This is a genomic window from Enterobacter sp. MG-EB028 (assembly GCF_056673305.1).
In genome coordinates this window covers 792747-815730 of sequence record NZ_CP195079.1, presented here as the reverse complement: position 1 = coordinate 815730, position 22984 = coordinate 792747, and the positions used below count along the sequence as shown (strand labels likewise).

General features: G+C 56.2%; 20 protein-coding genes. 3 read left to right on the top strand and 17 right to left on the bottom strand.

The features are described from left to right. Positions 1 to 29: 29 nt before the first annotated feature. On the bottom strand, positions 30 to 1073 hold the full coding sequence (locus tag ACR42C_RS03770; protein WP_116342520.1) for a GMP reductase: 1044 nt from the start codon (positions 1071 to 1073) through the stop codon (positions 30 to 32). Positions 1074 to 1301: 228 nt separating this feature from the next. Between ACR42C_RS03770 and coaE the strand changes: the two genes are divergently transcribed. The 3 genes from coaE to yacG are packed head-to-tail and all read left to right on the top strand — an operon-like array spanning position 1302 to position 2869. Continuing rightward, entirely contained in the window at positions 1302 to 1922 is a 621-nt protein-coding gene (gene coaE / locus ACR42C_RS03765) for a dephospho-CoA kinase (protein WP_116342518.1), read from the top strand. Further along, the gene (zapD, locus tag ACR42C_RS03760; protein WP_479984774.1) at positions 1922 to 2665 is read left to right on the top strand and encodes a cell division protein ZapD; all 744 of its coding nucleotides are present in this window, start codon (positions 1922 to 1924) and stop codon (positions 2663 to 2665) included. The genes coaE and zapD overlap by 1 nt, the downstream gene beginning before the upstream one ends. 9 nt (positions 2666 to 2674) lie before the next feature. Continuing rightward, a complete protein-coding gene (yacG, locus tag ACR42C_RS03755) occupies positions 2675 to 2869 on the top strand; it encodes a DNA gyrase inhibitor YacG (RefSeq protein ID WP_028015516.1) in 195 nt (64 codons plus the stop codon). A gap of 34 nt (positions 2870 to 2903) precedes the next feature. Here yacG and mutT read toward each other — a convergent pair whose 3' ends face one another. The 16 genes from mutT to ACR42C_RS03675 form a co-directional block, all read right to left on the bottom strand. Next, on the bottom strand, positions 2904 to 3296 hold the full coding sequence (mutT, locus tag ACR42C_RS03750) for an 8-oxo-dGTP diphosphatase MutT (protein WP_479984773.1): 393 nt from the start codon (positions 3294 to 3296) through the stop codon (positions 2904 to 2906). A 56-nt stretch (positions 3297 to 3352) separates the two neighbouring features. Beyond that, on the bottom strand, positions 3353 to 6058 hold the full coding sequence (secA, locus tag ACR42C_RS03745; protein WP_116342514.1) for a preprotein translocase subunit SecA: 2706 nt from the start codon (positions 6056 to 6058) through the stop codon (positions 3353 to 3355). A gap of 57 nt (positions 6059 to 6115) precedes the next feature. Continuing rightward, a complete protein-coding gene (secM, locus tag ACR42C_RS03740) occupies positions 6116 to 6619 on the bottom strand; it encodes a secA translation cis-regulator SecM (protein WP_163330317.1) in 504 nt (167 codons plus the stop codon). A 281-nt stretch (positions 6620 to 6900) separates the two neighbouring features. Next, entirely contained in the window at positions 6901 to 7818 is a 918-nt protein-coding gene (lpxC, locus tag ACR42C_RS03735) for a UDP-3-O-acyl-N-acetylglucosamine deacetylase (RefSeq protein WP_061099229.1), read from the bottom strand. A gap of 101 nt (positions 7819 to 7919) precedes the next feature. After that, positions 7920 to 9071 carry a cell division protein FtsZ gene (ftsZ, locus tag ACR42C_RS03730; protein WP_008501978.1) on the bottom strand — a complete coding sequence of 384 codons (1152 nt, stop codon included), beginning with the start codon at positions 9069 to 9071 and terminating at the stop codon, positions 7920 to 7922. A gap of 63 nt (positions 9072 to 9134) precedes the next feature. After that, on the bottom strand, positions 9135 to 10391 hold the full coding sequence (gene ftsA, locus ACR42C_RS03725) for a cell division protein FtsA (RefSeq protein WP_006173845.1): 1257 nt from the start codon (positions 10389 to 10391) through the stop codon (positions 9135 to 9137). Continuing rightward, positions 10388 to 11230 carry a cell division protein FtsQ gene (gene ftsQ, locus ACR42C_RS03720; RefSeq protein ID WP_116342512.1) on the bottom strand — a complete coding sequence of 281 codons (843 nt, stop codon included), beginning with the start codon at positions 11228 to 11230 and terminating at the stop codon, positions 10388 to 10390. The genes ftsA and ftsQ overlap by 4 nt, the downstream gene beginning before the upstream one ends. 1 nt (position 11231) lies before the next feature. Next, positions 11232 to 12152 (bottom strand): D-alanine--D-alanine ligase, encoded by a 921-nt coding sequence (locus tag ACR42C_RS03715; RefSeq protein WP_192981997.1) that lies wholly within the window; start codon positions 12150 to 12152, stop codon positions 11232 to 11234. Beyond that, complete coding sequence (gene murC / locus ACR42C_RS03710; protein WP_116342508.1) at positions 12145 to 13620, bottom strand: UDP-N-acetylmuramate--L-alanine ligase; 1476 nt, start codon at positions 13618 to 13620, stop codon at positions 12145 to 12147. Before murC ends, ACR42C_RS03715 begins: the two co-directional genes overlap by 8 nt. Positions 13621 to 13676: 56 nt before the next feature. Beyond that, positions 13677 to 14741: an undecaprenyldiphospho-muramoylpentapeptide beta-N-acetylglucosaminyltransferase gene (gene murG / locus ACR42C_RS03705; protein WP_116342506.1), complete on the bottom strand. Its 1065-nt coding sequence runs from the start codon at positions 14739 to 14741 to the stop codon at positions 13677 to 13679. Then, positions 14738 to 15982: a cell division protein FtsW gene (ftsW, locus tag ACR42C_RS03700; RefSeq protein ID WP_028015508.1), complete on the bottom strand. Its 1245-nt coding sequence runs from the start codon at positions 15980 to 15982 to the stop codon at positions 14738 to 14740. Before ftsW ends, murG begins: the two co-directional genes overlap by 4 nt. After that, positions 15982 to 17298 carry a UDP-N-acetylmuramoyl-L-alanine--D-glutamate ligase gene (gene murD / locus ACR42C_RS03695; protein ID WP_479984772.1) on the bottom strand — a complete coding sequence of 439 codons (1317 nt, stop codon included), beginning with the start codon at positions 17296 to 17298 and terminating at the stop codon, positions 15982 to 15984. The genes ftsW and murD overlap by 1 nt, the downstream gene beginning before the upstream one ends. 2 nt (positions 17299 to 17300) lie before the next feature. Beyond that, entirely contained in the window at positions 17301 to 18383 is a 1083-nt protein-coding gene (gene mraY, locus ACR42C_RS03690) for a phospho-N-acetylmuramoyl-pentapeptide-transferase (protein WP_008501985.1), read from the bottom strand. Next, positions 18377 to 19735, bottom strand: coding sequence for a UDP-N-acetylmuramoyl-tripeptide--D-alanyl-D-alanine ligase (gene murF / locus ACR42C_RS03685; RefSeq protein WP_479984771.1), 1359 nt, complete (start codon positions 19733 to 19735; stop codon positions 18377 to 18379). The genes mraY and murF overlap by 7 nt, the downstream gene beginning before the upstream one ends. Then, positions 19732 to 21219, bottom strand: a complete 1488-nt coding sequence (gene murE, locus ACR42C_RS03680; protein WP_163330313.1) for a UDP-N-acetylmuramoyl-L-alanyl-D-glutamate--2,6-diaminopimelate ligase — start codon at positions 21217 to 21219, stop codon at positions 19732 to 19734. The genes murF and murE overlap by 4 nt, the downstream gene beginning before the upstream one ends. Continuing rightward, positions 21206 to 22972 (bottom strand): peptidoglycan glycosyltransferase FtsI, encoded by a 1767-nt coding sequence (locus tag ACR42C_RS03675; protein WP_028015504.1) that lies wholly within the window; start codon positions 22970 to 22972, stop codon positions 21206 to 21208. Before ACR42C_RS03675 ends, murE begins: the two co-directional genes overlap by 14 nt. Between the last annotated feature and the right edge of the window lie 12 nt (positions 22973 to 22984).

The following is a 22984-nucleotide window of genomic DNA, read 5'->3' as shown; positions in this document are numbered from 1 at the left end:
GGCGCACGGGCATGCGCCAGCGAAAGCCATTACAGGCTATTGAAAACGCGGTTTTCCTGCTCCTGAACGCGAATAAACGTCGTGCGTTTCGTCAGCTCTTTCAGGCGGGATGCACCTACGTAGGTGCAGGCTGAGCGCAGGCCACCGAGAATATCGCGCGCGGTGTTTTCAACCGGACCGCGCAGTGGCAGCTTCACGGTTTTGCCTTCTGCCGCACGGTATTTAGCCACGCCACCGACGTGACGGGTCATCGCGGACTCAGAGCTCATACCGTAGAACAGCATGAATTTCTCGCCGTTCTCTTCCACTACGGTGCCGCCGCTCTCTTCGTGACCTGCCAGCATACCGCCGAGCATCACGAAGTCCGCGCCGCCGCCAAAGGCCTTTGCGACATCGCCCGGCATGGTGCAACCGCCGTCGCTGATAATCTGGCCGCCCAGGCCGTGCGCCGCATCGGCACATTCAATGACCGCGGAAAGCTGCGGATAACCAACTCCGGTCTTAACGCGCGTGGTGCATACGGAGCCCGGGCCAATGCCCACTTTCACGATGTCGGCACCGGAAAGGATCAGCTCTTCACACATTTCACCGGTCACCACGTTGCCCGCGATGATAGTTTTGTTCGGCCAGGCTTCGCGCGCCTTGCTGACGAACTGTACGAAGTGCTCGGAGTAACCGTTCGCCACATCAATACAAACGAAGCTAAGCGCCGGGTTGGCATTCAGGATCTGTTTGGTCTTTTCGAAATCTGCATCGGAGGTACCCGTGGAGACCATCACGTGCTTCACCACATCAGCAGAGGCGGACGCAACAAACGCGTTCCACTCTTCAGGAGTGTAGTGCTTGTGGACTGCAGTAAGAATATCGAACTCAGCCAGCGCCGTTGCCATCTCAAAGGTACCGACCGTATCCATGTTGGCAGCAATGATTGGCACGCCAGACCAGGTCTGACCGGAGTGTTTAAAGGTGAATTGACGTTCGAGTTCAACGTCTGAGCGACTTTTCAGTGTAGAGCGTTTAGGGCGGATAAGAACGTCTTTGAAACCTAACTTCAGATCTTCTTCGATACGCATGTGCGGATTCCTGGGGTTAGAGGCAAATATGTTAAAAGCACAACTCCAGTGACGCTATCATACGCACTAATACCTGCTCCGCAAGACTGCGAAATTCTCTTTTTTTACGCTACAATCCTATAAATTTACCTGGTAAAAAGCGGGTAAAGAGAATCAAACAATTACTGTCGCACGTTTGTTTTTTAAGCAACTGATTTTCATAATGAATAATTCCCAGGATTTGATTTAATGGGGTATATCGTCGCAGTAACCGGCGGCATCGGTAGTGGCAAAAGTACCGTTGCGGACGCGTTTTCTCGTCTCGGCATCGCGATTATTGATGCCGATATTATTGCCCGTCAGGTGGTAGAGCCCGATACACCCGCGCTAAAGGCCATCGCAGACCATTTCGGTCAGGCAATCATCAATGCCGACGGCACGCTGAACCGCCGTCAGCTTCGCGAATATATTTTTTCTGATTCTGCGGAAAAAGCCTGGCTTAATGCCCTGCTCCACCCCATTATCCACCAGGAAACTCAGCGTCAGATAGCCGCAGCCCGCTCGCCCTATGTCCTGTGGGTGGTTCCGCTCCTGGTGGAAAATCAGCTGTATAAGAAAGCCAATCGGGTACTGGTGATTGATGTCACACCCGAAACGCAAATCCAGCGAACCATGACGCGCGATCACGTCTCGCGTGAACATGCTGAACAAATTCTTGCCGCTCAGGCCACGCGCGCTCAGCGCCTTGCCGTTGCGGATGATGTTATTGATAATAACGGCGCACCAGATGCCATTGCATCGGATGTTGCCCGTCTGCACGCGCAGTATCTGACGTTCGCCGCGCAGGCCGTTGCACAGGAAAAACCATAATGTCCACTCACATTCTTTTTGAGCACCCGCTTAATGAAAAAATGCGTACCTGGCTGCGCATTGAATTTCTTATCCAACAGCTTTCACAACATCTTCCTGTTAACGATCATGCCACGGCGTTGCACTTCTTTCGCAACGTAGGCGATCTGCTGGATGTGATTGAGCGTGGCGATGTCCGTACGGAACTGTTGAAAGAGCTGGAGCGCCAGCAGCGTAAATTACAGGTCTGGGCCGAAGTGCCGGGCGTGGATCAAAGCCGGATTGACGCCTTACGTCAGCAATTGAAAAACAGCAGCACAACGCTGATGGCAGCGCCGCGCGTTGGGCAATATTTACGAGAAGACCGTTTGATTGCGCTGGTGCGCCAGCGCCTGAGCATACCGGGCGGTTGCTGTAGCTTTGACCTGCCAACGCTGCATATGTGGCTGCATATGCCGCAGGAACAGCGCGATCGTCAGGTAAACAGCTGGCTGGGCAGCCTGGAGCCGATGAATCAGACGTTATCGCTGATCCTCGATCTTGTGCGTAACTCTGCCCCATTCCGCAAGCAAACCAGTCTCAACGGTTTTTATCAGGACAACGGCGACGACGCCGATCTTCTGCGTCTAAATCTGTCTCTTGGCGAGCAGCTTTATCCACAAATTTCCGGGCATAAAAGCCGTTTCGCGATCCGCTTTATGCCGCTGGACAGTGAAAATGGCACCGTGCCGGAACGCCTCGATTTTGAACTGGCCTGTTGTTAAGGAGTGCCAATGTCTGACGTCACCACCGTAAACTGCCCAACCTGTGGCAAAACCGTTGTCTGGGGCGAAGTGAGTCCATTTCGCCCATTCTGCTGCAAGCGCTGTCAGCTCATTGACCTGGGCGAATGGGCGGCGGAAGAGAAACGTATTCCGAGCGAAGGGGACCTCTCGGATAGCGATGACTGGAGCGAAAGCCAGCAGTAACGTTCAAAGCCTGCTGGCGCTTCGTCCGGCAGGCCTACATATTTGCCGCTAAGCGGCGGATCACAGGCTCATTGGCTGGCGGGAATTTATCGGCATCACTGGCCTGAAGTTCCACCCAGTTACCCGGCTGTCCTTCTTTTCCCCATGGGTCACCTTCCCAGCTTTCCACCAGCCAGAACCACAGCGTGATGTGCCTGTCGGGAAACTGGTATTCCAGCTTATCAAACAGCGTGGCGTCAAGCGGGGTAATCCCCACCTCTTCCTGCAGCTCACGCACCAGCGCCTCTTCCGGCGTTTCTCCTGATTCGATTTTCCCACCAGGAAACTCCCACTTGTTCGCCATATGGGCGTCGGCAGCGCGCTGGGTGATGAAGATTTGGTTTTGCGGGTTGCGAATAATCCCGACGGCAATTTGCAGTATTTTCATAGTTTCACTTCCATAAAAAAGGCGCAGATGTCTGCGCCTTTTCTTTTTTTATGAACTTAGTTCAGACGGCCGTGGCAGGCCTTGTATTTTTTACCAGAACCACATGGGCATGGATCGTTACGACCCACTTTACGATCGCCGGTCTGCGCGGCGATCGCTGCTGCGGCTTCGCTTTCGTCGGTCTGGTGGCTCAGCTGCTGCATCTGCGCCAGACGCTCAGCTTCTTCACGACGCTGCTGCTCCATCGCTTCCACTTCTTCCGGCATACGCACCTGAACCTTACTCAGGGTGCTGATCACTTCATACTTCAGCGACTCCAGCATAGAGGCAAACATGGAGAAGGATTCGCGCTTGTACTCCTGCTTCGGATCTTTCTGTGCATAGCCACGCAGGTGGATACCCTGACGCAGGTAGTCCATCGCCGCCAGGTGCTCTTTCCACAGGGAGTCCAGCGTCTGCAGCATCACGCCTTTTTCGAAGTGACGCATCATCTCAGCGCCAACCACTTCTTCCTTACGCTTGTAAACCTCCAGCGCGGTTTCAAAGATACGTTCGCGCAGGGTCTCTTCATGAAGCTCAGGCTCTTTGTCCAGCCACTCTTTGATTGGCAGATCGAGATCGAAGTCGTTTTTCAGGCGTTCCTGCAGGCCTTCAACATCCCACATCTCTTCCAGAGACTGCGGTGGAATATGCGCGTCGATGGTGGCTTTGAACACATCCTCGCGGATGCTGTTGATGGTTTCGCTCACGTCGGACACGTCCAGCAGTTCGTTACGCTGGGTGTAGATTGCACGACGCTGATCGTTGGCAACGTCATCGTATTCCAGCAGTTGCTTACGAATATCGAAGTTGCGGCTTTCCACTTTACGCTGGGCGTTAGCGATCGCTTTAGTCACCCACGGGTGCTCAATGGCTTCGCCTGGCTTCATGCCCAGCTTACGCATCATGCCGGACACGCGGTCGGAGGCGAAAATACGCATCAGCGCATCTTCCATAGACAGATAGAAGCGGGAAGAACCGGCGTCCCCCTGACGACCCGCACGGCCACGCAGCTGGTTGTCGATACGACGAGATTCGTGACGCTCGGTACCAATGATGTGCAGGCCACCGGATGCCAGCACCGCGTCGTGGCGCACCTGCCAGTCGGCTTTGATCTGCGCGATCTGCTCTGGCGTTGGGTTTTCCAGCTCTGCAACTTCAGCCTGCCAGCTACCGCCCAGCATAATATCGGTACCACGACCCGCCATGTTGGTGGCGATGGTCACGGCTGCCGGATAGCCAGCCTGAGCAACAATGTCTGCTTCTTTAGCGTGGAACTTGGCGTTCAGAACGTTGTGCTTGATGCCAGCTTTGGTCAGTTCGTTAGAAACCACTTCAGATTTCTCGATGGAGATGGTCCCCACCAGAACCGGCTGACCATTGGCAGTACGGTCACGAATATCTTCGATGATCGCCTGAATTTTTTCCGCTTCGGTCATGTACACCAGGTCCGGCATATCCTTACGGATCATCGGACGGTTGGTTGGCACAACCACGGTATCCAGCTTGTAGATGGAGCTGAATTCAAACGCTTCGGTATCTGCAGTACCGGTCATCCCCGCCAGCTTCTCGTACAGACGGAAGTAGTTCTGGAAGGTAATAGACGCCAGCGTCTGGTTTTCGTTCTGGATATCCACGCCTTCTTTCGCCTCAACGGCCTGGTGCAGACCGTCAGACCAGCGACGGCCCTGCATGGTACGACCGGTGTGTTCATCGACGATGATGACTTCACCGTCTTTGACGATGTAGTCGACGTCGCGGGTGAACAGCGCGTGCGCACGCAGCGCGGCGGTTACGTGGTGCATCAGCATAATGTTGCTCGGAGAGTACAGAGACTCGCCCTCTTCCATAATGCCTTCAGCCACCAGCAGCTCTTCAATTTTCACCAGACCACGTTCGGTCAGGTTCACCTGGCGCGCTTTCTCATCAACGGAGAAGTGGCCTTCACCCTGGAAGGTATCGGAGTCTTCTTTCTCCTGGCGCAGCAGGTGTGGAATGATTTTGTCGACTTTACGGTACATGTCAGAACTGTCTTCGGCCGGGCCGGAGATGATCAGCGGGGTACGCGCCTCATCGATAAGAATGGAGTCAACCTCATCCACCAGCGCATAGTGCAGCTTGCGCTGGACGCGCTCTTCCGGGCTGAACGCCATGTTGTCACGCAGGTAGTCGAAGCCGTATTCGTTGTTGGTACCGTAGGTGATATCAGCGTTATACGCTTCACGCTTGGCGGGCGCCGGCAGGCCGGACATGTTGATGCCGACGGTCATGCCGAGGAATTCGAACAGCGGACGGTTGTTTTCGGCATCACGCTGGGCCAGATAATCGTTGACGGTAACGACGTGAACGCCCTTACCGGTCAGTGCATTCAGGTAAGCCGGCAGCGTTGCGGTCAGTGTTTTACCTTCACCGGTACGCATTTCCGCGATGCAGCGCTCGTTAAGCACCATACCACCCAGCAGCTGAACGTCGAAGTGACGCATGCCAAATACGCGTTTACTCGCTTCACGCACAACCGCGAAAGCTTCCGGAATAAGGCTCTCCAGGGTTTCGCCTTTTTCCAGGCGCGCGCGGAATTCCGCCGTTTTCGCTTTGAGCTCATCATCAGAGAGCTTCTCCATCGCCGGTTCCATACCGTTGATGACGTTTACAGCTTTGCGCATACGGCGCAGGGTACGATCGTTACGACTACCGAAAACTTTGGTTAATAATTTGATTAGCATAATAAATTCTCAAACGCCCCAGACGGGCAGATAAATTAAGGTATTGAAAAAGTTAATTTAGCTGAGGCGTTGTGGCCCGGCGCGGATGCCGTGAACCTGGCTAATCCATGTCGAAACGGAGAATGATACAGGGGAGACAAACCCGGTTTGCGCCGTCTGACTCACGTTCACAGGCGGCTGGTTGTCCTGCGTCAGAAGCGCATTAAGCGTATCGAGCAGGGCAAGATGCTGAGCCTGAACCGGCAGCGTTTCTTCAGCAACAGGCATCGTCTGCGGCGCCATCGCGAACGACAGATGACGGATAACCGTGCGGATGGCGTGCTGCTGCCAGTAATCAACGGAGAAATTAGGACGACGGCTGGCTTCTAGCCACGCGAGATTAGTAAAATTAACCCGCGTCGAGAGATCGTGTTTAGTCGTAGTGGAACGTGCTGGTGTCGCCGCTTCCGCACTGTTGCTGAGCGCAGGCAAGCCGAAACTCGCCGCGACCATCCCTAATAAGAGATGCGGCCAGAAGTAACGTCTGCCAAATTGTCGCCAGCGCGTCAGTATTCCGCTCACTTGCTCCACCACATTCGCCCGCCAGTGCAGGCTGAGTTCAGTTATTCTTTTTTTAGCGCCCAGATATTACCACTAAAGCCACTACACAGCAGCAGGAATGACACCTTGTAGCAGGTAAAAACGGTCAATAATGCAGCGAACACACCGTTATTCGGCACCCGACAAAGGCCAGGGAATAGAGGGACAAATCACAGAAGGGCAGAAATAAAAACGACTGGCTTCCCTGGTCGGAGAGAGTACCAGGTGAACCAGTCGCTTTTCTTACGAAACGGCGTTAACCGTTACGCCAGGACCATAGTCGGTGCTTTGAACGCCAGCGGCAGCTCAGCTTCGTCTTCGAAGGTCACATATTCCCAGGCTTCCTGTTTTGCCAGGACGGCCTGCAACAGTTTGTTGTTCAGTGCATGACCGGATTTAAACGCGGTAAATGCACCAATGATGTTGTGGCCACACATGAAGAGGTCGCCGATCGCGTCCAGCATTTTGTGACGAACGAATTCATCTTCAAAACGCAGGCCGTCTTCGTTCAGTACGCGATAATCGTCAACAACGATGGCACAATCGAAGCTGCCGCCCAGGCACAGGCCGCGGGACTGCAGATATTCGATATCACGCATGAAGCCAAACGTACGTGCGCGGCTGATCTGGCGCATAAACGCATCAGCAGAGAAGTTCATCGCATAGCGTTGGGTGCTGGCATCAATCGCCGGATGGTTAAAGTCGATGGTAAAGTCCAACGAGAAACCATTGTACGGTTTGAATTCAGCCCACTTGTCGCCATCTTCGACGCGAACGGTCTCTTTAATGCGAACAAATTTCTTCGCACAGTTCAGTTCTTCGATGCCGGCATCCAGCAACAGATAAACGAACGGCGCAGCACTACCATCCATAATCGGGATTTCTGGCGCATCGACTTCAACAATAATGTTGTCGATACCCAGACCCGCCAGGGCGGCGTTCAGGTGCTCTACGGTAGAAATCCGCACGTCATGCTCGTTCACCAGACAAGTACAGAGCATAGTATCACGCACAGATTTGGCATCGGCCGGAAAATCTACCGGTGGATTCAAGTCGGTGCGACGATAGATGACCCCGGTATTGGCCGGCGCAGGGCGTAACGTCAGTGTGACTTTCTTGCCGGTATGTAAACCGACACCCGTCGCCTGAACGATACGTTTAAGTGTCCTTTGTTTGATCATCGTATAATCTCGCCAAATTAACTATCCAACCGAGAGTGTATATCACTAACGGTGGGCCAGTTTAGCACAAAGAGCGCAAATCCCCAAATTCCAGCCAATTCTTAGTCAGCTTGCTTACGCAGGAACGCCGGGATGTCCAGATAATCTGGCTCTTTTGCCGTTTGCGGCGTTGGGTCGTTCACCACTTTCGCGGCCGGTTTTTGCTCCTGAGTCAGAGGAGACATACCGTGCTGCTGGTAACGATCCATTACCGGTTGCTGAGTCTGCTTGTTGGTCACCAGGGTGATCTCAGGACGCTTGTCCATACCGATACCGGTCGCAACAACGGTAACACGCAGCTCGTCGTTCATTTCCGGGTCAAGAGACGTACCGATTACCACGGTCGCGTTGTCAGAGGCGAACGCACGGATGGTGTTACCCACGGTTTCGAACTCATCCAGACGCAGGTCAAAGCCAGCGGTAATGTTGACCAGCACGCCGCGCGCACCAGACAGATCGATATCTTCCAGCAGTGGAGAAGAGATAGCCATTTCAGCCGCTTCTTCAGCACGGTCTTCACCGCTCGCCACGCCAGAGCCCATCATCGCGTAGCCCATTTCGGACATCACGGTGCGAACGTCTGCAAAGTCAACGTTCATCAGGCCAGGACGGGTAATCAGTTCAGCGATACCCTGAACCGCGCCTTTCAGCACGTCGTTTGCTGCGCCGAAGGCGTCCAGCAGGGAGATACCGCGACCCAGCACTTTCAACAGCTTGTCGTTCGGGATAGTGATCAGCGAGTCCACATGCTTGGACAGCTCGGTGATGCCCTGCTCCGCGAAGGCCATACGCTTTTTGCCTTCGAAGTTGAAAGGCTTGGTCACGACAGCAACGGTCAGGATACCTAAATCTTTTGCCACTTCAGCCACAACAGGTGCTGCACCGGTACCAGTACCGCCGCCCATGCCTGCTGCGATGAAGACCATGTCCGCACCTTCCAGTGCAGCACGCAGGGCTTCACGATCTTCTTCAGCCGCGTTACGGCCAACTTCCGGGTTAGCTCCAGCCCCCAGGCCTTTGGTGATACCACCGCCGATCTGGATAGTCTGGCCAACTGCCGTCTTACGCAGTGCTTGCGCATCGGTGTTAACTGCAAAGAATTCAACACCTTCAATGCGTTCACGCACCATATGCTCTACGGCGTTACCGCCGCCGCCACCGACGCCGATGACTTTAATCACCGCGTCGTTGGTCAGTTCCATAGGTTCAAACATAATTTCTCTCTCCGTTGTGCCTGTCGCCCGAGACCGCTAATTCTCTCCGGTCTCTTTAAAAAATTAAAACTCTTTTCGCAGCCAGTTGTTCAGTCGTTTGACCCACGACCCCACTGAAACGCGTTTTTCCACTTCTGCTTCACCACTGAGATGAGATTCCTTCCCGTAGTGGAGCAGGCCCACTGCCGTTGAATAGTACGGCTCCTGGGCATAATCCGTTAAACCGGTAATATTCAGCGGCGCACCAATACGCACCTGCGTATGGAACACGCGCTGAGCGCAGGCCGCAAGACCTTCAATTTGCGCTGCACCGCCGGTTAATACAATCCCCGCCGCAAGATGATGTTTCACGCCCTGCTGACGAAGCTGTTCCTGTAACTGTAAAATCTCTTCGTTGACCAGGTTGAGCAGCTCGGTATAGCGTGGCTCAATCACCTCTGCCAACGTCTGGCGCTGCAGGCTACGCGGCGGACGACCGCCCACGCTCGGCACTTCAACGCTCTCATCTTTGCCAACAATAGACCCCAGCGCACAGCCGTGGCGTACTTTAATCGCTTCTGCATCGCTCGGTGGCGTACCAAAAGCGTAAGCAATATCGCTGGTCACAACGTTCCCTGCGTATGGGATCACTTTGGTGTGGCGCAGCGCACCGCCGGTATACACGGCCATATCCATTGTACCACCACCAATATCGACCACACAGACACCCAGTTCACGTTCGTCTTCGGTCAGCACGGAATAACTTGCCGCCAGACCGGCGAAAATAAGTTGGTCAACTTTCAGGCCACAACGTTCAACGGCTTTTACAATGTTCTTCGCCATATCGTTGTGACATGTGATCAGGTGCACTTTTGCCTGCATACGCACGCCAGACAGACCAACCGGGTTCTTGATCCCTTCCTGGTAGTCGATCGCATACTCCTGCGGGATCACGTGCAGCACGCGATGCTCATCGCGAACGCGCACGGACTTCGCCGTATGCACAACGTTTTCAACGTCTTCCTGCGTCACTTCTTCTTCGGAAATAGGCACCATACCAATTTCGTTCTGGCAGCTGATGTGCTTGCCAGAAAGGGCCAGATAGACAGAAGAAATCTGGCAATCTGCCATTAATTCAGCCTGATCGATGGCGCGCTGTACGCACTTCACCACCGACTCAAGGTCGTTTACCCCACCTTTATCCATACCACGGGACGGGCAACTGCCCACGCCAATGATATTGACCATACCGTCGGGCAGAACTTCCCCTACTAAAGCGGCAACCTTCGCGGTGCCAATCTCCAGTCCAACTACCAGTTTTCTGTCCGTCGCCTTGATCATTGTTGTTCTGCCTGTACCTGTGCCTGATTCTGTTGCTGATTAGGTTCCTCGACCGGAGCCGGCTCCCAACCGACTGCTGCGCCTGAGTCATAGCGCAAATCAACGTAGCTTATCCGTTTGCCGTCCGTCTGCGCCTGCTGCTGTAAAACCGGGTAAAGTTCTACAAAACGCGCCAGACGTTTCATTGTGTCGCCGCGTCCCAGGTTGAGCTTAATGCCGTTCGTCAACGTCAGCTGCCAGGAGCGGCGCGCCGTCATCGCAGCATCTTTTAACGTAAACCTGTCCTTCGCCAGCACCTGGCCCATTTCACGAAAACCTTGCAATACTTCGTTTTCGCTGCCTTCCGGGCCATACAACATCGGTAAATTTTGCTTGTTGACACGATCGCTCGGGACGCTGAAGGAATTTCCATCTACGTCAACCATGTGCTGATCATTCCAACGCGCAATGGGCACATATTCAACCAGATGAATCTTCAATTCATCAGGCCATTGTTTTCTGACGCTCGCCTGTTTTATCCATGGCAGACGTTCAATCTGGCTCTGAATAATATTGACGTCCTGCGTCATAAAGGTGCCGGGCGATCCCAGCGCCAAAATTGACTGGCGAATATCATCGTTACGCGTGTAGTGACGCTCACCGGTCACCACCAGCTTCGACAGCGGCAGCCGCTGCGCATCTTCCATCCAGCCCAGCACCATCCAGCCGCTGATAAACACGGTGCACAGCACCCCGAGCAGGAAAATAATCCCTGCAAGACGCGTTCCATTACTCCGGCGTGAAGAAGTATATTCTTCTTCGTCATCGCGGTTGCGCGTGTTCAATGCAGCCTGAGACATATCAGCCCGCCTGGTCCAGAATACGTACGACTAACTGTGAGAAGCTCATTCCCGCCTGACGCGCCGCCATCGGCACAAGGCTGTGGCTGGTCATTCCCGGCGAGGTATTGGCTTCCAACAGATAAAACTGCCCGTCATTGTCCTGCATCACATCAATGCGTCCCCAGCCGCGACACCCGAGAACATTCCAGGCTTTTACCACCAGGGACTGTAATTCGGCTTCACGCTCACCTTCAAGACCACAAGGGCAGAAATATTGCGTCTCATCAGAGAGATACTTCGCCTCATAATCATAGAAGACTCCGGCGGGTTGGATGCGAATTGACGGTAAAATTTCTTCGCCAAGCATCGCGACGGTAAATTCCGGCCCGCTGAGCCATTTTTCAATCAGAACTTCTTCATCATGTTGAAATGCCAGCGCTAAAGCAGATGACAAATCTTCAGCTTTATCGACCTTTGACATCCCGACGCTCGACCCTTCCCGGCTCGGCTTTACAATAACCGGTAAGCCCAGTGACGCAATGCGTGTATTAACGCTGTCCGACAGGCCCAATTCAAATTCGCGACGGGTCAGCGCCACCCAAGGTGCAACAGGTAGCCCCGCGCCCTGCCAGAGTAACTTACTGCGCAGTTTATCCATAGAGATGGCGGAAGCCATCACGCCGCTGCCGGTGTAAGGCATGCCGATCAGATCCAGAAGCCCCTGCAGGGTTCCGTCTTCACCGCCACGACCATGTAGCGCGATAAAGACCTTATCGAAGCCCATCGCTTTTAATTGCGTCACGTCGACCTCTTTTGGATCGACCAGGTGCGCGTTTACGCCGCCTTCACGCAGGCCCGCCAGCACGGCAGCCCCGGAATTCAGGGAAACCTCGCGCTCGGCGGAGGTGCCGCCAGAGAGGACTGCAATCTTATCAGCCATGATGCTCATCCTCCTGGGTTTGCGGCTTCAGTTTGATTTCGGCTAAAGTACGGGCGATTTTGCCGATATTTCCCGCACCCTGAATCAGGATCAGATCGTTACCGGTCAGGACCGGTGCCAGAATTTCCGCCACCTGCGCCGGATCAGATACCAGAATAGGGTCAACTTTACCGCGCCCGCGAATGGTACGACACAGGGAACGACTGTCCGCGCCCGGAATCGGCGTTTCGCCTGCGGCGTAAACATCCAGCATCAGCAGGGTATCCACCTGCGACAGGACGCTGGCGAAATCGTCATACAGATCGCGGGTACGCGTGAAGCGGTGCGGCTGGAAGATCATCACCAGATTCTTCTCCGGCCAGCCCGCGCGTGCGGCTTTGATGGTCGCGTCCACTTCGGTCGGATGGTGACCGTAGTCGTCTACCAGCATCGCGGTGCCTGGCTTACCATTCACCGCATCCAGCGGGAATTCACCGAGGAAGTCGAAGCGACGCCCCGTGCCCTGGAAGCTTTCCAGCGCGCGCAGGATCGCTTCATCGTCAATGCCTTCTTCCGTCGCAACAGCCACTGCCGCAGCGGCGTTGAGCGCGTTATGGCGCCCAGGCGCATTCAGCGTGACGTGCAACAGCTCTTTGTCCTGACGCGCCAGAGTGAAATGGCCCTGCGCACCAATCTGTTTGTACGCTTCCACGCGGACGTCAGCGTCTTCGCTGAAACCATAGGTGGTGATTTGACGACCGACGCGCGGCAGCAGCTCGCGGATCACCGGGTCGTCGACGCACATTACCGCACGCCCATAAAACGGCAGGTTGTGCAGGAAGTTGATAAAGGTCTGCTTTAAGTTCTCGAAGTCGCCCTGGTAGGTATCCATATGGTCAGCTTCGATGTTCGTGACAATCGCCACCATCGGCTGCAGATGCAGGAACGACGCGTCACTCTCATCCGCTTCCGCAATCAGATAACGGCTGTGGCCCAGACGCGCATGCACGCCTGCCGCTTTCACCAGACCGCCGTTGACGAACGTCGGATCGAGCCCGGCTTCCGCATAAATACTGGAGACCATCGCCGTGGTCGTGGTTTTACCGTGGGTGCCGGCAATCGCGATGCCGTGACGGAAACGCATCAGTTCCGCCAGCATTTCAGCACGGCGGATCACGGGAATGCGCGCTTCATGCGCGGCAACGATTTCCGGGTTGTCAGAGGAGATGGCGCTTGAGACCACCACCACGCTCGCATCGCGCACGTTTTCCGGGCGATGGTTGAAATAGATAGTCGCCCCAAGCGACGCCAGCTGCTGCGTTACAGGGTTTGGCGCCAGGTCAGACCCGCTGATCTGATAGCCTTCGTTAGCTAACACTTCGGCAATACCGCCCATGCCAGCACCACCGATGCCAACAAAGTGAATGTGCCGGACGCGACGCATCTCGGGCACGATTGAACGCAGTTTTGCCAGTTGTTGTGTATTCATTCTCTAAACGCCATCGACTACTTAAAATTCGTGCCGCGCTTCACGCGCTGCGAGGGTTAAGCCTGGGCTGCCAGGCTCACTTCTTTTGCCACCCGTTCTGTCGCATCCGGGATAGCAACCGCGCGCGCGCGTTGTGCCATCTCCAGCAGTGCGTCTCTGTTCCAGCCCGCCAGGGTGGTGGCGACCGCATCGGCGGTAAATTGTGGCTGTTCAAAAATTTTCGCCGCGCCGGCTTTCTCAAGCGGCAGCGCATTCCAGTACTGCTGTCGGTCTTTGTGCTGGAACGGCACGAACAGCGCGGGTAAACCGGCGGCGGCAATTTCGCTCACCGTCAGCGCCCCCGAGCGGCAGACCACGACATCGGCCCAGGCATAGGCTGCGGCCATATCGTCAATAAATTCCGTCACTTTATGCTGCGGTTTTCCCGCTTCGGCATAAGCCTGCTCAACGGTCTGCTGAGCGCCTTTTCCGCTCTGGTGCCAGATCGTCACGGCATCCCCCAGCTTTGCCGCCACCTGCGGCATCGTCTGGTTTAAAATACGCGCCCCCTGAGACCCACCGACAACCAGCACACGAACCGGACCTTCACGTCCCGCCAGGCGGGCATCCGGCAGCGGTAGCGCCAGCACGTCCACGCGCACCGGGTTGCCCACCACGTCCGCTTTCGGGAACGCGCCGGGAAACGCCTGCATCACTTTGGTCGCGATTTTCGCCAGCCACTTGTTGGTCAGGCCGGCAATACCGTTCTGCTCATGCAGCACAACGGGAATACCCAATGACCATGCGGCCAGCCCGCCGGGACCAGAGACATAGCCGCCCATGCCCAACACCACATCGGGCTTAAAGCGCTTCATGATGGTGCGCGCCTGACGCCAGGCGTTGAAAATACGCACCGGTGCCAGCAGCATGGCCTTGAGGCCTTTTCCCCGCAGGCCAGAAATTCGAATAAAGTCGATCTCGATACCGTGCTTCGGTACCAGGTCGGCCTCCATGCGGTCTGCGGTTCCCAGCCAGCGTACCTGCCAGCCCTGATCCATTAAATGGTGCGCAACCGCCAGTCCCGGGAACACGTGTCCGCCGGTACCGCCCGCCATCACCATTAACCGCTTCGGTTGATTCATCGTGAACCTCGTGTAAACGCCTGGGCTTTCTCCAGACGCGTCTCATAATCTATGCGTAACAAAAACATAATGGCCGTCGACATGATCAACAGACTCGAACCACCATAGCTGATCAGCGGCAACGTCAGACCTTTGGTCGGCAGCATACCCGCTGCGGCCCCGACGTTAACCAGCGCCTGGAAGCTAAACCAGATACCAATTGAGCAGGCTAAGAAGCCTGAGAAGCGGTGATCGATCTCCAGCGCTTTCCGGCCGATGGACATAGCACGGAAAGCGACGAAGAATACCATTAATAGCGCTAATACCACACCGATATAACCCAGTTCTTCCCCAATAATGGAGAAGATGAAGTCAGTATGCGCTTCCGGTAAATACTCCAGTTTCTGAACCGAATTGCCCAGGCCTTGCCCCCAGACTTCACCGCGGCCAAACGCCATCAGAGACTGCGTCAGCTGATAACCGCTGCCGAACGGATCTTCCCAGGGGTTCCAGAATGAAGTAACGCGGCGGATACGGTAAGGCTCAGCGAGGATCAGCAGCACCACCGCTGATATCCCCATTCCGATAATGGCAATGAACTGCCACAGCTTAGCCCCTGCCAGGAACAGCATCGCCAGCGTCGTCACGAACAGCACCACCACAGTACCGAGGTCAGGCTGCGCCAGCAGCAGAATCGCCAGCACCAGAATCACGCCCATCGGCTTTAAGAACCCGCGAAGGTTATTACGCACCTCATCGACCTTACGGACCAGGTAGTTCGCCAGATAGCAGAACAATGAAAGCTTGGTAAATTCCGCCGGCTGAATACGCAGCGGGCCGAAGGCGATCCAGCGCGATGCCCCGTTAACGGAGCTCCCGACAACCAGCACGATCAACAGCATGATGATAGAAGCGATCAGCATCGCGGTACTGTGCCGCTGCCAGAACGCCATCGGCAGACGAAGCGTCACCAGCGCCAGGCAAAACGCCAGAATGATGTACAGCCCGTCACGCTTGGCGAACAGGAAGGGATCGTTCGCCAGACGCTGCCCGACGGGCATGGAAGCCGAGGTCACCATGATAAAGCCGATCGCCGCCAGCCCCAGCGTCAGCCAGAACAGGGTGCGGTCGTACATAATCAGGCTATCGGAATCTTTATCCCGTGAAGCCATCACCCAGCCTTTCAGCGCCGCAAACAGCCACACCAGGATCCCAAATCCTGGCAGGCGCGGCATTTTCAGGCGAGGGAGAGATAAACGCATCAGCCTAACTCCTTCGCAAGGCGGGTAAAGACATCGCCACGCTGTTCGAAATTCTTAAACTGATCGAGGCTGGCGCACGCCGGGGAGAGCAGAACCATGTCGCCAGGCTGTACGCGCGGGGCGATCAGCCGCATCGCCTGTTCCATCGTTTCAGTTTGCTCGGCAATTTCCGGGCGTAGTTCAGCCAGCTCGCTGCCGTCGCGGCCAAAGCAGTACAGGCGGATGTTATCGCCGGTGAGATACGGCTTCAGGGAGGAGAAATCTGCGGATTTGCCGTCTCCCCCCAATAGCAGATGCAGGGTACCGTCAACGTGCAGACCGTTCAGCGCGGCCTCCGTGCTTCCCACGTTGGTCGCTTTGGAGTCGTTAATCCAGCGCACGCCGTTATGCTCCAGCGCCAGTTGGAAACGGTGCGCCAGGCCGGAAAACGTGGTCAACGCTTTCAGGCTGGAAGAGCGCGGCAGCCCTACGGCATCCGCAAGCGCCAGCGCCGCCAGGGCATTGGTGTAGTTGTGCTGGCCGGAAAGCTTCATCTCTTTCACGTTCAGCACTTTCTCGCCTTTCACGCGCAGCCAGGTTTCTCCCAACTGACGGTTCAGATGATAATCACCCATGGTGATACCAAAGCTGATACAGCGCTCGTCCGCGCCACGCACGGGCATGGTCAGCGCGTCATCGGCGTTAACCACGCAGACTTTGGCGTTTTCGTATACGCGCAGCTTGGCCGCGCGGTACTGCTGCAGACCAAATGGATACCGGTCCATATGATCTTCAGTCACGTTGAGGATTGTTGCCGCCGCCGCATGCAGGCTGGAGGTGGTTTCAAGCTGGAAGCTGGAAAGTTCCAGAACGTACAGCTCGCAGCCTTTGTCCAGCAGCATCAGCGCGGGCAGACCGATATTGCCGCCTACCCCTACGTTCATGCCTGCGGCTTTTGCCATTTCACCCACCAGGGTGGTAACGGTGCTTTTGCCGTTAGAACCGGTGATCGCGATAACCGGCGCCTGCGCTTCGCGGCAGAACAGTTCGATATCGCCGACAATCTCAACGCCCGCATCCGCGGCAGCGCTCAATGAAGGGTGCGCCAGCGCCATTCCCGGGCTGGCGACAATCAGATCGGCTGCCAGCAGCCAGTCATCATTCAGACCACCAAGGTGGCGTTCAACCTGTTCCGGCAGCTTGTCCAGACCCGGCGGAGAGACACGCGTATCCATCACGTGCGGCGTAACGCCGCGCGCAAGGAAAAAGTCCACGCAGGAGAGGCCTGTGAGGCCTAACCCGATGATAACGACTTTTTTGCCCTGGTAATCTGCCATGATTAACGTACCTTCAGCGTTGCCAGGCCAATCAGCACCAGCATCAGCGAAATAATCCAGAAGCGCACAATCACGCGCGGCTCCGGCCAGCCTTTCAGTTCATAGTGGTGGTGGATCGGCGCCATACGGAAGATGCGCTGACCGCGCAGCTTGAAGGAGCCAACCTGCAAAATCACCGACAGGGTCTCAACCACAAACACGCCGCCCATGATCACCAGCAGGAACTCCTGACGCAGCAGTACGGCGATAATGCCGAGCGCACCGCCTAAAGCCAGAGAACCGACGTCGCCCATAAAGACCTGCGCCGGGTAGGTGTTGAACCACAGGAAGCCCAGCCCCGCGCCGACAATCGCCGTACAGACGATCACCAGCTCACCCGCGTGGCGCAGATAAGGGATGTGCAGGTAGTTCGCAAAGTTCATGTTACCGGTCGCCCACGCCACCAGCGCGAAACCGGCGGCCACAAAGACGGTTGGCATAATGGCCAGGCCATCCAGACCGTCGGTCAGGTTAACGGCGTTGCCGGTGCCAACAATCACAAAGTAGGCCAGCAGGATGTAGAACAGCCCCAGTTGCGGCATCACGTCTTTAAAGAACGGCACCACCAGCTCGGTGGCAGGCGTGTCTTTCCCGGCCAGATACAGCGCGAAGGCCACGCCCAGCGCAATCACTGACATCCAGAAATACTTCCAGCGGGCGATCAGGCCCTTCGTGTCTTTACGAACGACTTTGCGGTAATCATCCACAAATCCGATGATGCCGTAGCCCACCAGCACGGTCAGCACGCACCATACGTACGGGTTGGACGGGTAGGCCCACAGCAGCACGGAAACAACGATCGCGGTAAGGATCATGATCCCGCCCATCGTCGGCGTACCGCGCTTGCTGAAGTGCGACTCCGGACCGTCGTTACGTACGACCTGGCCGAAAGAGAGTTTTTGCAGACGGGCAATCATGCGCGGGCCCATCCACAACGAGATGAACAGCGCAGTCAGCAGGCTGACGATGGCGCGAAACGTCAGATACGAAAAGACGTTAAAGCCAGAATAATATTTGACCAAATGTTCGGCCAGCCAAACTAACATGTCCCGTTCTCCTGTAATGCGTGCACAACCTCTTCCATGGCGGCACTACGTGAACCTTTCACTAACACTGTCACAATTTGTTTTTCTGTAATTAATGCCTTAAGGCACTCAATTAAGGCGGCTTTATCGGCAAAATGTTCGCCAACGCCGCTGGCACGGCTAATCGCCTGGCTCAGTTTTCCTGCGCTCAGCACGCAGTCCAGCCCCGCCGCTTTTGCCGCTTCACCGACCTGGGTATGACAGGCTTCGCTTTCATCGCCCAGCTCGGCCATATCGCCAACCACCATGATGCGGTAGCCCGGCATTTCAGATAATACCTGCACCGCCGCCGTCATCGAGCCGACGTTCGCGTTGTAGGAGTCATCCAGCAGCAGCTTGTTTTCCGAAAGCTGAATCGGGAACAGACGTCCCGGCACGGCTTTCAGGTTCGCCAGCCCCGCTTTGATCGCCTCATGCGACGCGCCCACCGCCGTCGATAACGCCGCTGCCGCAAGCGCATTGGCGATGTTATGGCGTCCCGGCAGCGGCAGCAGCACGTCTACGCCACCCGTCGGGGTGGTGAGGGTGAACTCCGTACCGTGCGACGTCACATGGATATTGGTCGCGGTAAAGTCACTGTTGGCCGCATTCGGCGAGAAGCGCCAGGTTTTACGCGAACCAATGATGCTTTGCCAGTTCAGCCAGTCGTTGTTATCGGCGTTAAGAATGGCAATACCGTCATCCGGCAGGCCGGTGTAAATCTCACCTTTCGCTTTCGCCACGCCTTCCAGCGAGCCGAAGCCTTCAAGATGCGCCGCCGCCAGGTTATTCACCAGCGCCGCTTCCGGGCGAGTCAGGCTTACGGTCCAGGCGATTTCGCCCTGGTGGTTTGCCCCTAACTCAATCACCGCAAATTCATGTTCTTTAGTCAGGCGAAGTAATGTCATCGGCACGCCGATGTCATTATTGAGGTTGCCCGCGGTATAGAGCGTATTGCCGCACTGGCTGAGGATCGCCGCCGTCATCTCTTTCACCGACGTTTTGCCTGATGACCCGGTCAGTGCGACAACGCGAGCAGGCACCTGCTGACGCACCCAGGCGGCCAGCTCGCCGAACGCGAGACGCGTATCGTTCACCACAATCTGCGGCAGATCGATATCGAGCCTGCGGCTGACGAGCAGCGCACCGGCGCCGTTCTCTTTGGCCTGTTCTGCAAAATCATGCGCGTCAAAACGCTCGCCTTTCAGCGCCACAAACAGACAGCCCGCAGTAATTTTGCGGGTGTCCGTCGTCACGGCATCAATGGTCAGGTCTTGCCCGTGCAGGTCGCCCTGCAGGATGGCAGCGGCCTGACGTAACGTGATGCTAATCATGCCACTACTCCCAGCAGGCGTGCTGCCGTTACGCGGTCCGAGTAGTCCAGACGGCGATTGCCAACAATCTGATAATCTTCATGCCCTTTGCCCGCCAGCAGAACAACATCATTCTCCTGCGCCTGCATAATGGTGTTGGTCACGGCTTCCGCACGGCCTTCCACCACGCGGGCACGACCGGCGTCCAGCATTCCCGCCAGAATGTCGTTGATGATGGCGCGCGGCTCTTCGGTACGCGGGTTGTCATCGGTCACAACCGGAATATCCGCGAACTGCTCGGCAATAGCCCCCATCAGCGGGCGTTTGCCTTTATCGCGATCGCCGCCGCAGCCAAACACGCACCAGAGCTTACCGGTGCAGTGCAGGCGCGCTGCTTCCAGTGCTTTTTCCAGCGCGTCCGGGGTGTGGGCATAATCAACCACTACGGTCGGTTTACCCGGCGCGCTGAACACTTCCATACGGCCGCAGACCGGCTGCAAACGCGTTGACGTTTCCAGCAGCTCCGCCATCGGATAACCCAGCGCCAGCAACGTCGCCAGCGCCAGCAGCAGATTGCTGACGTTAAACGCCCCCATCAGGCGGCTTTCAATTTCACCTTCCCCCCAGGAAGAGGCAAAGCGGATCGTCGCGCCGCTGTCGTGATAGTTAACGTCAACGGCCTTCAGCCAGCGGCCGTGGCAGTTCGGATTGATATGGTCTTCCATCGACACCGCAACCGCGTCCGGCAGCTTCGCAAGCCAGCGGCGGCCCACTTCGTCATCGGCGTTGATGATAGCCTGGCCGTAATGGTGAGTAGAGAACAGCAGCCATTTCGCGGCTTCGTAGTGCTCCATATCACCATGGTAATCAAGGTGATCGCGGCTCAGGTTCGTGAACACTGAAGCAGCAAATTTCAGCGCCGCAACGCGGTGCTGAACCAGACCGTGCGAAGAGACTTCCATCGCGGCAAAGGTTGCCCCCTGACCTGCCAGACCGGCAAGCACATGCTGTACGTCAACCGCCGAGCCGGTGGTGTTTTCCGTCGGGCTCACTTTGCCCAGCAGGCCGTTGCCTACGGTGCCCATCACGGCCCCCGTTTCACCCAGCAGCTGAGCCCACTGCGCCATCAGCTGTGTGGTGGTGGTTTTTCCGTTCGTGCCCGTCACGCCAACCAGACGCAGCTGGTCGGAAGGTTCGTGATAAAAACGTCCTGCCAGTGCAGAGAGACGCTCATTCAACTGGCTGAGATAGACAACCGGCACCCCGTGAATTTCACGGATCTCACCGTCGGTTGCCTCGTCTTTGGCCTCAGCAATAATGGCAGCAACACCTTGCGCAATCGCCTGCGGGATATAACGACGCCCGTCCGCCTGATGACCGACCACCGCCACAAAAAGATCGCCAGAAGCAGCCACGCGGCTGTCCAGTACCATCTCTCGTAGTGCTCGCGCAGGTAGCATAGGCACCCACGGAGCGAGAAGGTCGCGCAAATTACGATCTGCCACCTGTACCCTCGCCTTGATTAATTACAAATTCACTTTTTTCACCCGTCGCCAGCGCATCCGGTTCAACGTTCATGGTGCGTAACACGCCGCCCATGATGGCGCCAAACACAGGCGCAGAAACGGCGCCGCCGTAGTATTTACCCGCCTGTGGATCGTTAATGACGACCACAAGCGCAAAACGCGGATTGCTTGCAGGCGCAACGCCTGCGGTATAGGCAATGTATTTGTTGATGTAGCGACCGTCTGGCCCCACCTTTTTCGCCGTACCGGTTTTAATGGCGATGCGGTAGCCTTTAATGGCCGCCTTCACGCCGCCGCCACCCGGCAGCGCCACGCTTTCCATCATGTGCACAACGGTACGAACGATGGATTCCGGGAAGATACGCTCGCCCGGAACCGGTGGATCAACTTTGGTGATGGACAGCGGGCGATAGACGCCATAGCTGCCAATCGTTGCGTAGACTCGCGCTAACTGTAACGGGGTTACCATTAGCCCGTAGCCGAAAGAGAAGGTGGCCCTCTCTATGTCAGACCACCGTTGTTTTTGAGGATATAAGCCACTGCGTTCTCCGACCAACCCCAAATTGGTCGCCTTTCCCAGTCCAAAACGTGAGTAAGTCTCTACTAACGCTGAGGACGGCATCGCTAACGCCAGCTTTGAAACACCGACGTTACTCGACTTCTGTAACACCCCGGTCAGGGTCAATTCGCTGTAGCGCGCCACGTCTTTAATCTCGTGGCCGTTAATACGGTAAGGGATCGTGTTCAGGACCGTGTTTTCATTGACTATACCGCGCTGAAGCGCCGTCATCACCACCATCGGTTTCACCGTGGAGCCGGGTTCGAACACGTCAGTAATCGCCCGGTTACGCATCGCATCTTTTGCGGTGCCGGTAAAGTTGTTCGGGTTGTAGGACGGACTGTTGGCCATGGCCAGCACTTCGCCAGTGCTGACATCCACCAGCACGGCGCTACCTGACTCGGCCTTGTTAAACGCCACGGCGTTGTTGAGCTCGCGGTAGACCAGCGCCTGCAGGCGCTCGTCAATACTCAGGGCCAGGTTGTGCGCCGCCTGGCTGTCCGTAGAGGAGATATCTTCGATGACGCGCCCGTAGCGGTCCTTACGCACAATTCGCTCGCCCGGCTGGCCGGTGAGCCACTTATCGAAACTTTTTTCAACGCCCTCAATCCCCTGGCTGTCGACGTTGGTGAAGCCAATGAGGTGAGCGGTTACTTCACCGGACGGATAGTAACGACGGGATTCTTCGCGCAGATGAATGCCCGGCAGCTTCAGTTTTCGAATGTAGTCCGCCATGTCAGGGTTAACCTGGCGCGCCAGATAGATAAAACGCCCTTTCGGGTTCGCGTTGACGCGGGAGGCAAGCTGATCCAGCGGCATTTTGAGCGCATCTGACAGCGCTTTCCAGCGGTTATCAAGCGTGATGCCACCGGCATCGTGCAGCTCTTTCGGGTCGGCCCAGATCGCTTTCACCGGCACGCTCACCGCCAGCGGGCGGCCTGAACGGTCGGTTATCATTCCGCGAGAAGTCGACACTTCCTGAACGCGAAGGGAGCGCATATCCCCCTGGCGTACCAGCATGTCAGGGGCGATGATTTGCAGCCACGCCACGCGCCCCAGCAGGAAACCCAGCGCCAGTAAAATGCAGCCGCAAAGCAACGCAAAACGCCAACTGATAAAGTTGGCCTGTTCTTCCTGACGTTTTGGTTTTAGCGTTTTTGCCGCTGCTTTCATGCGTCGCGTTTT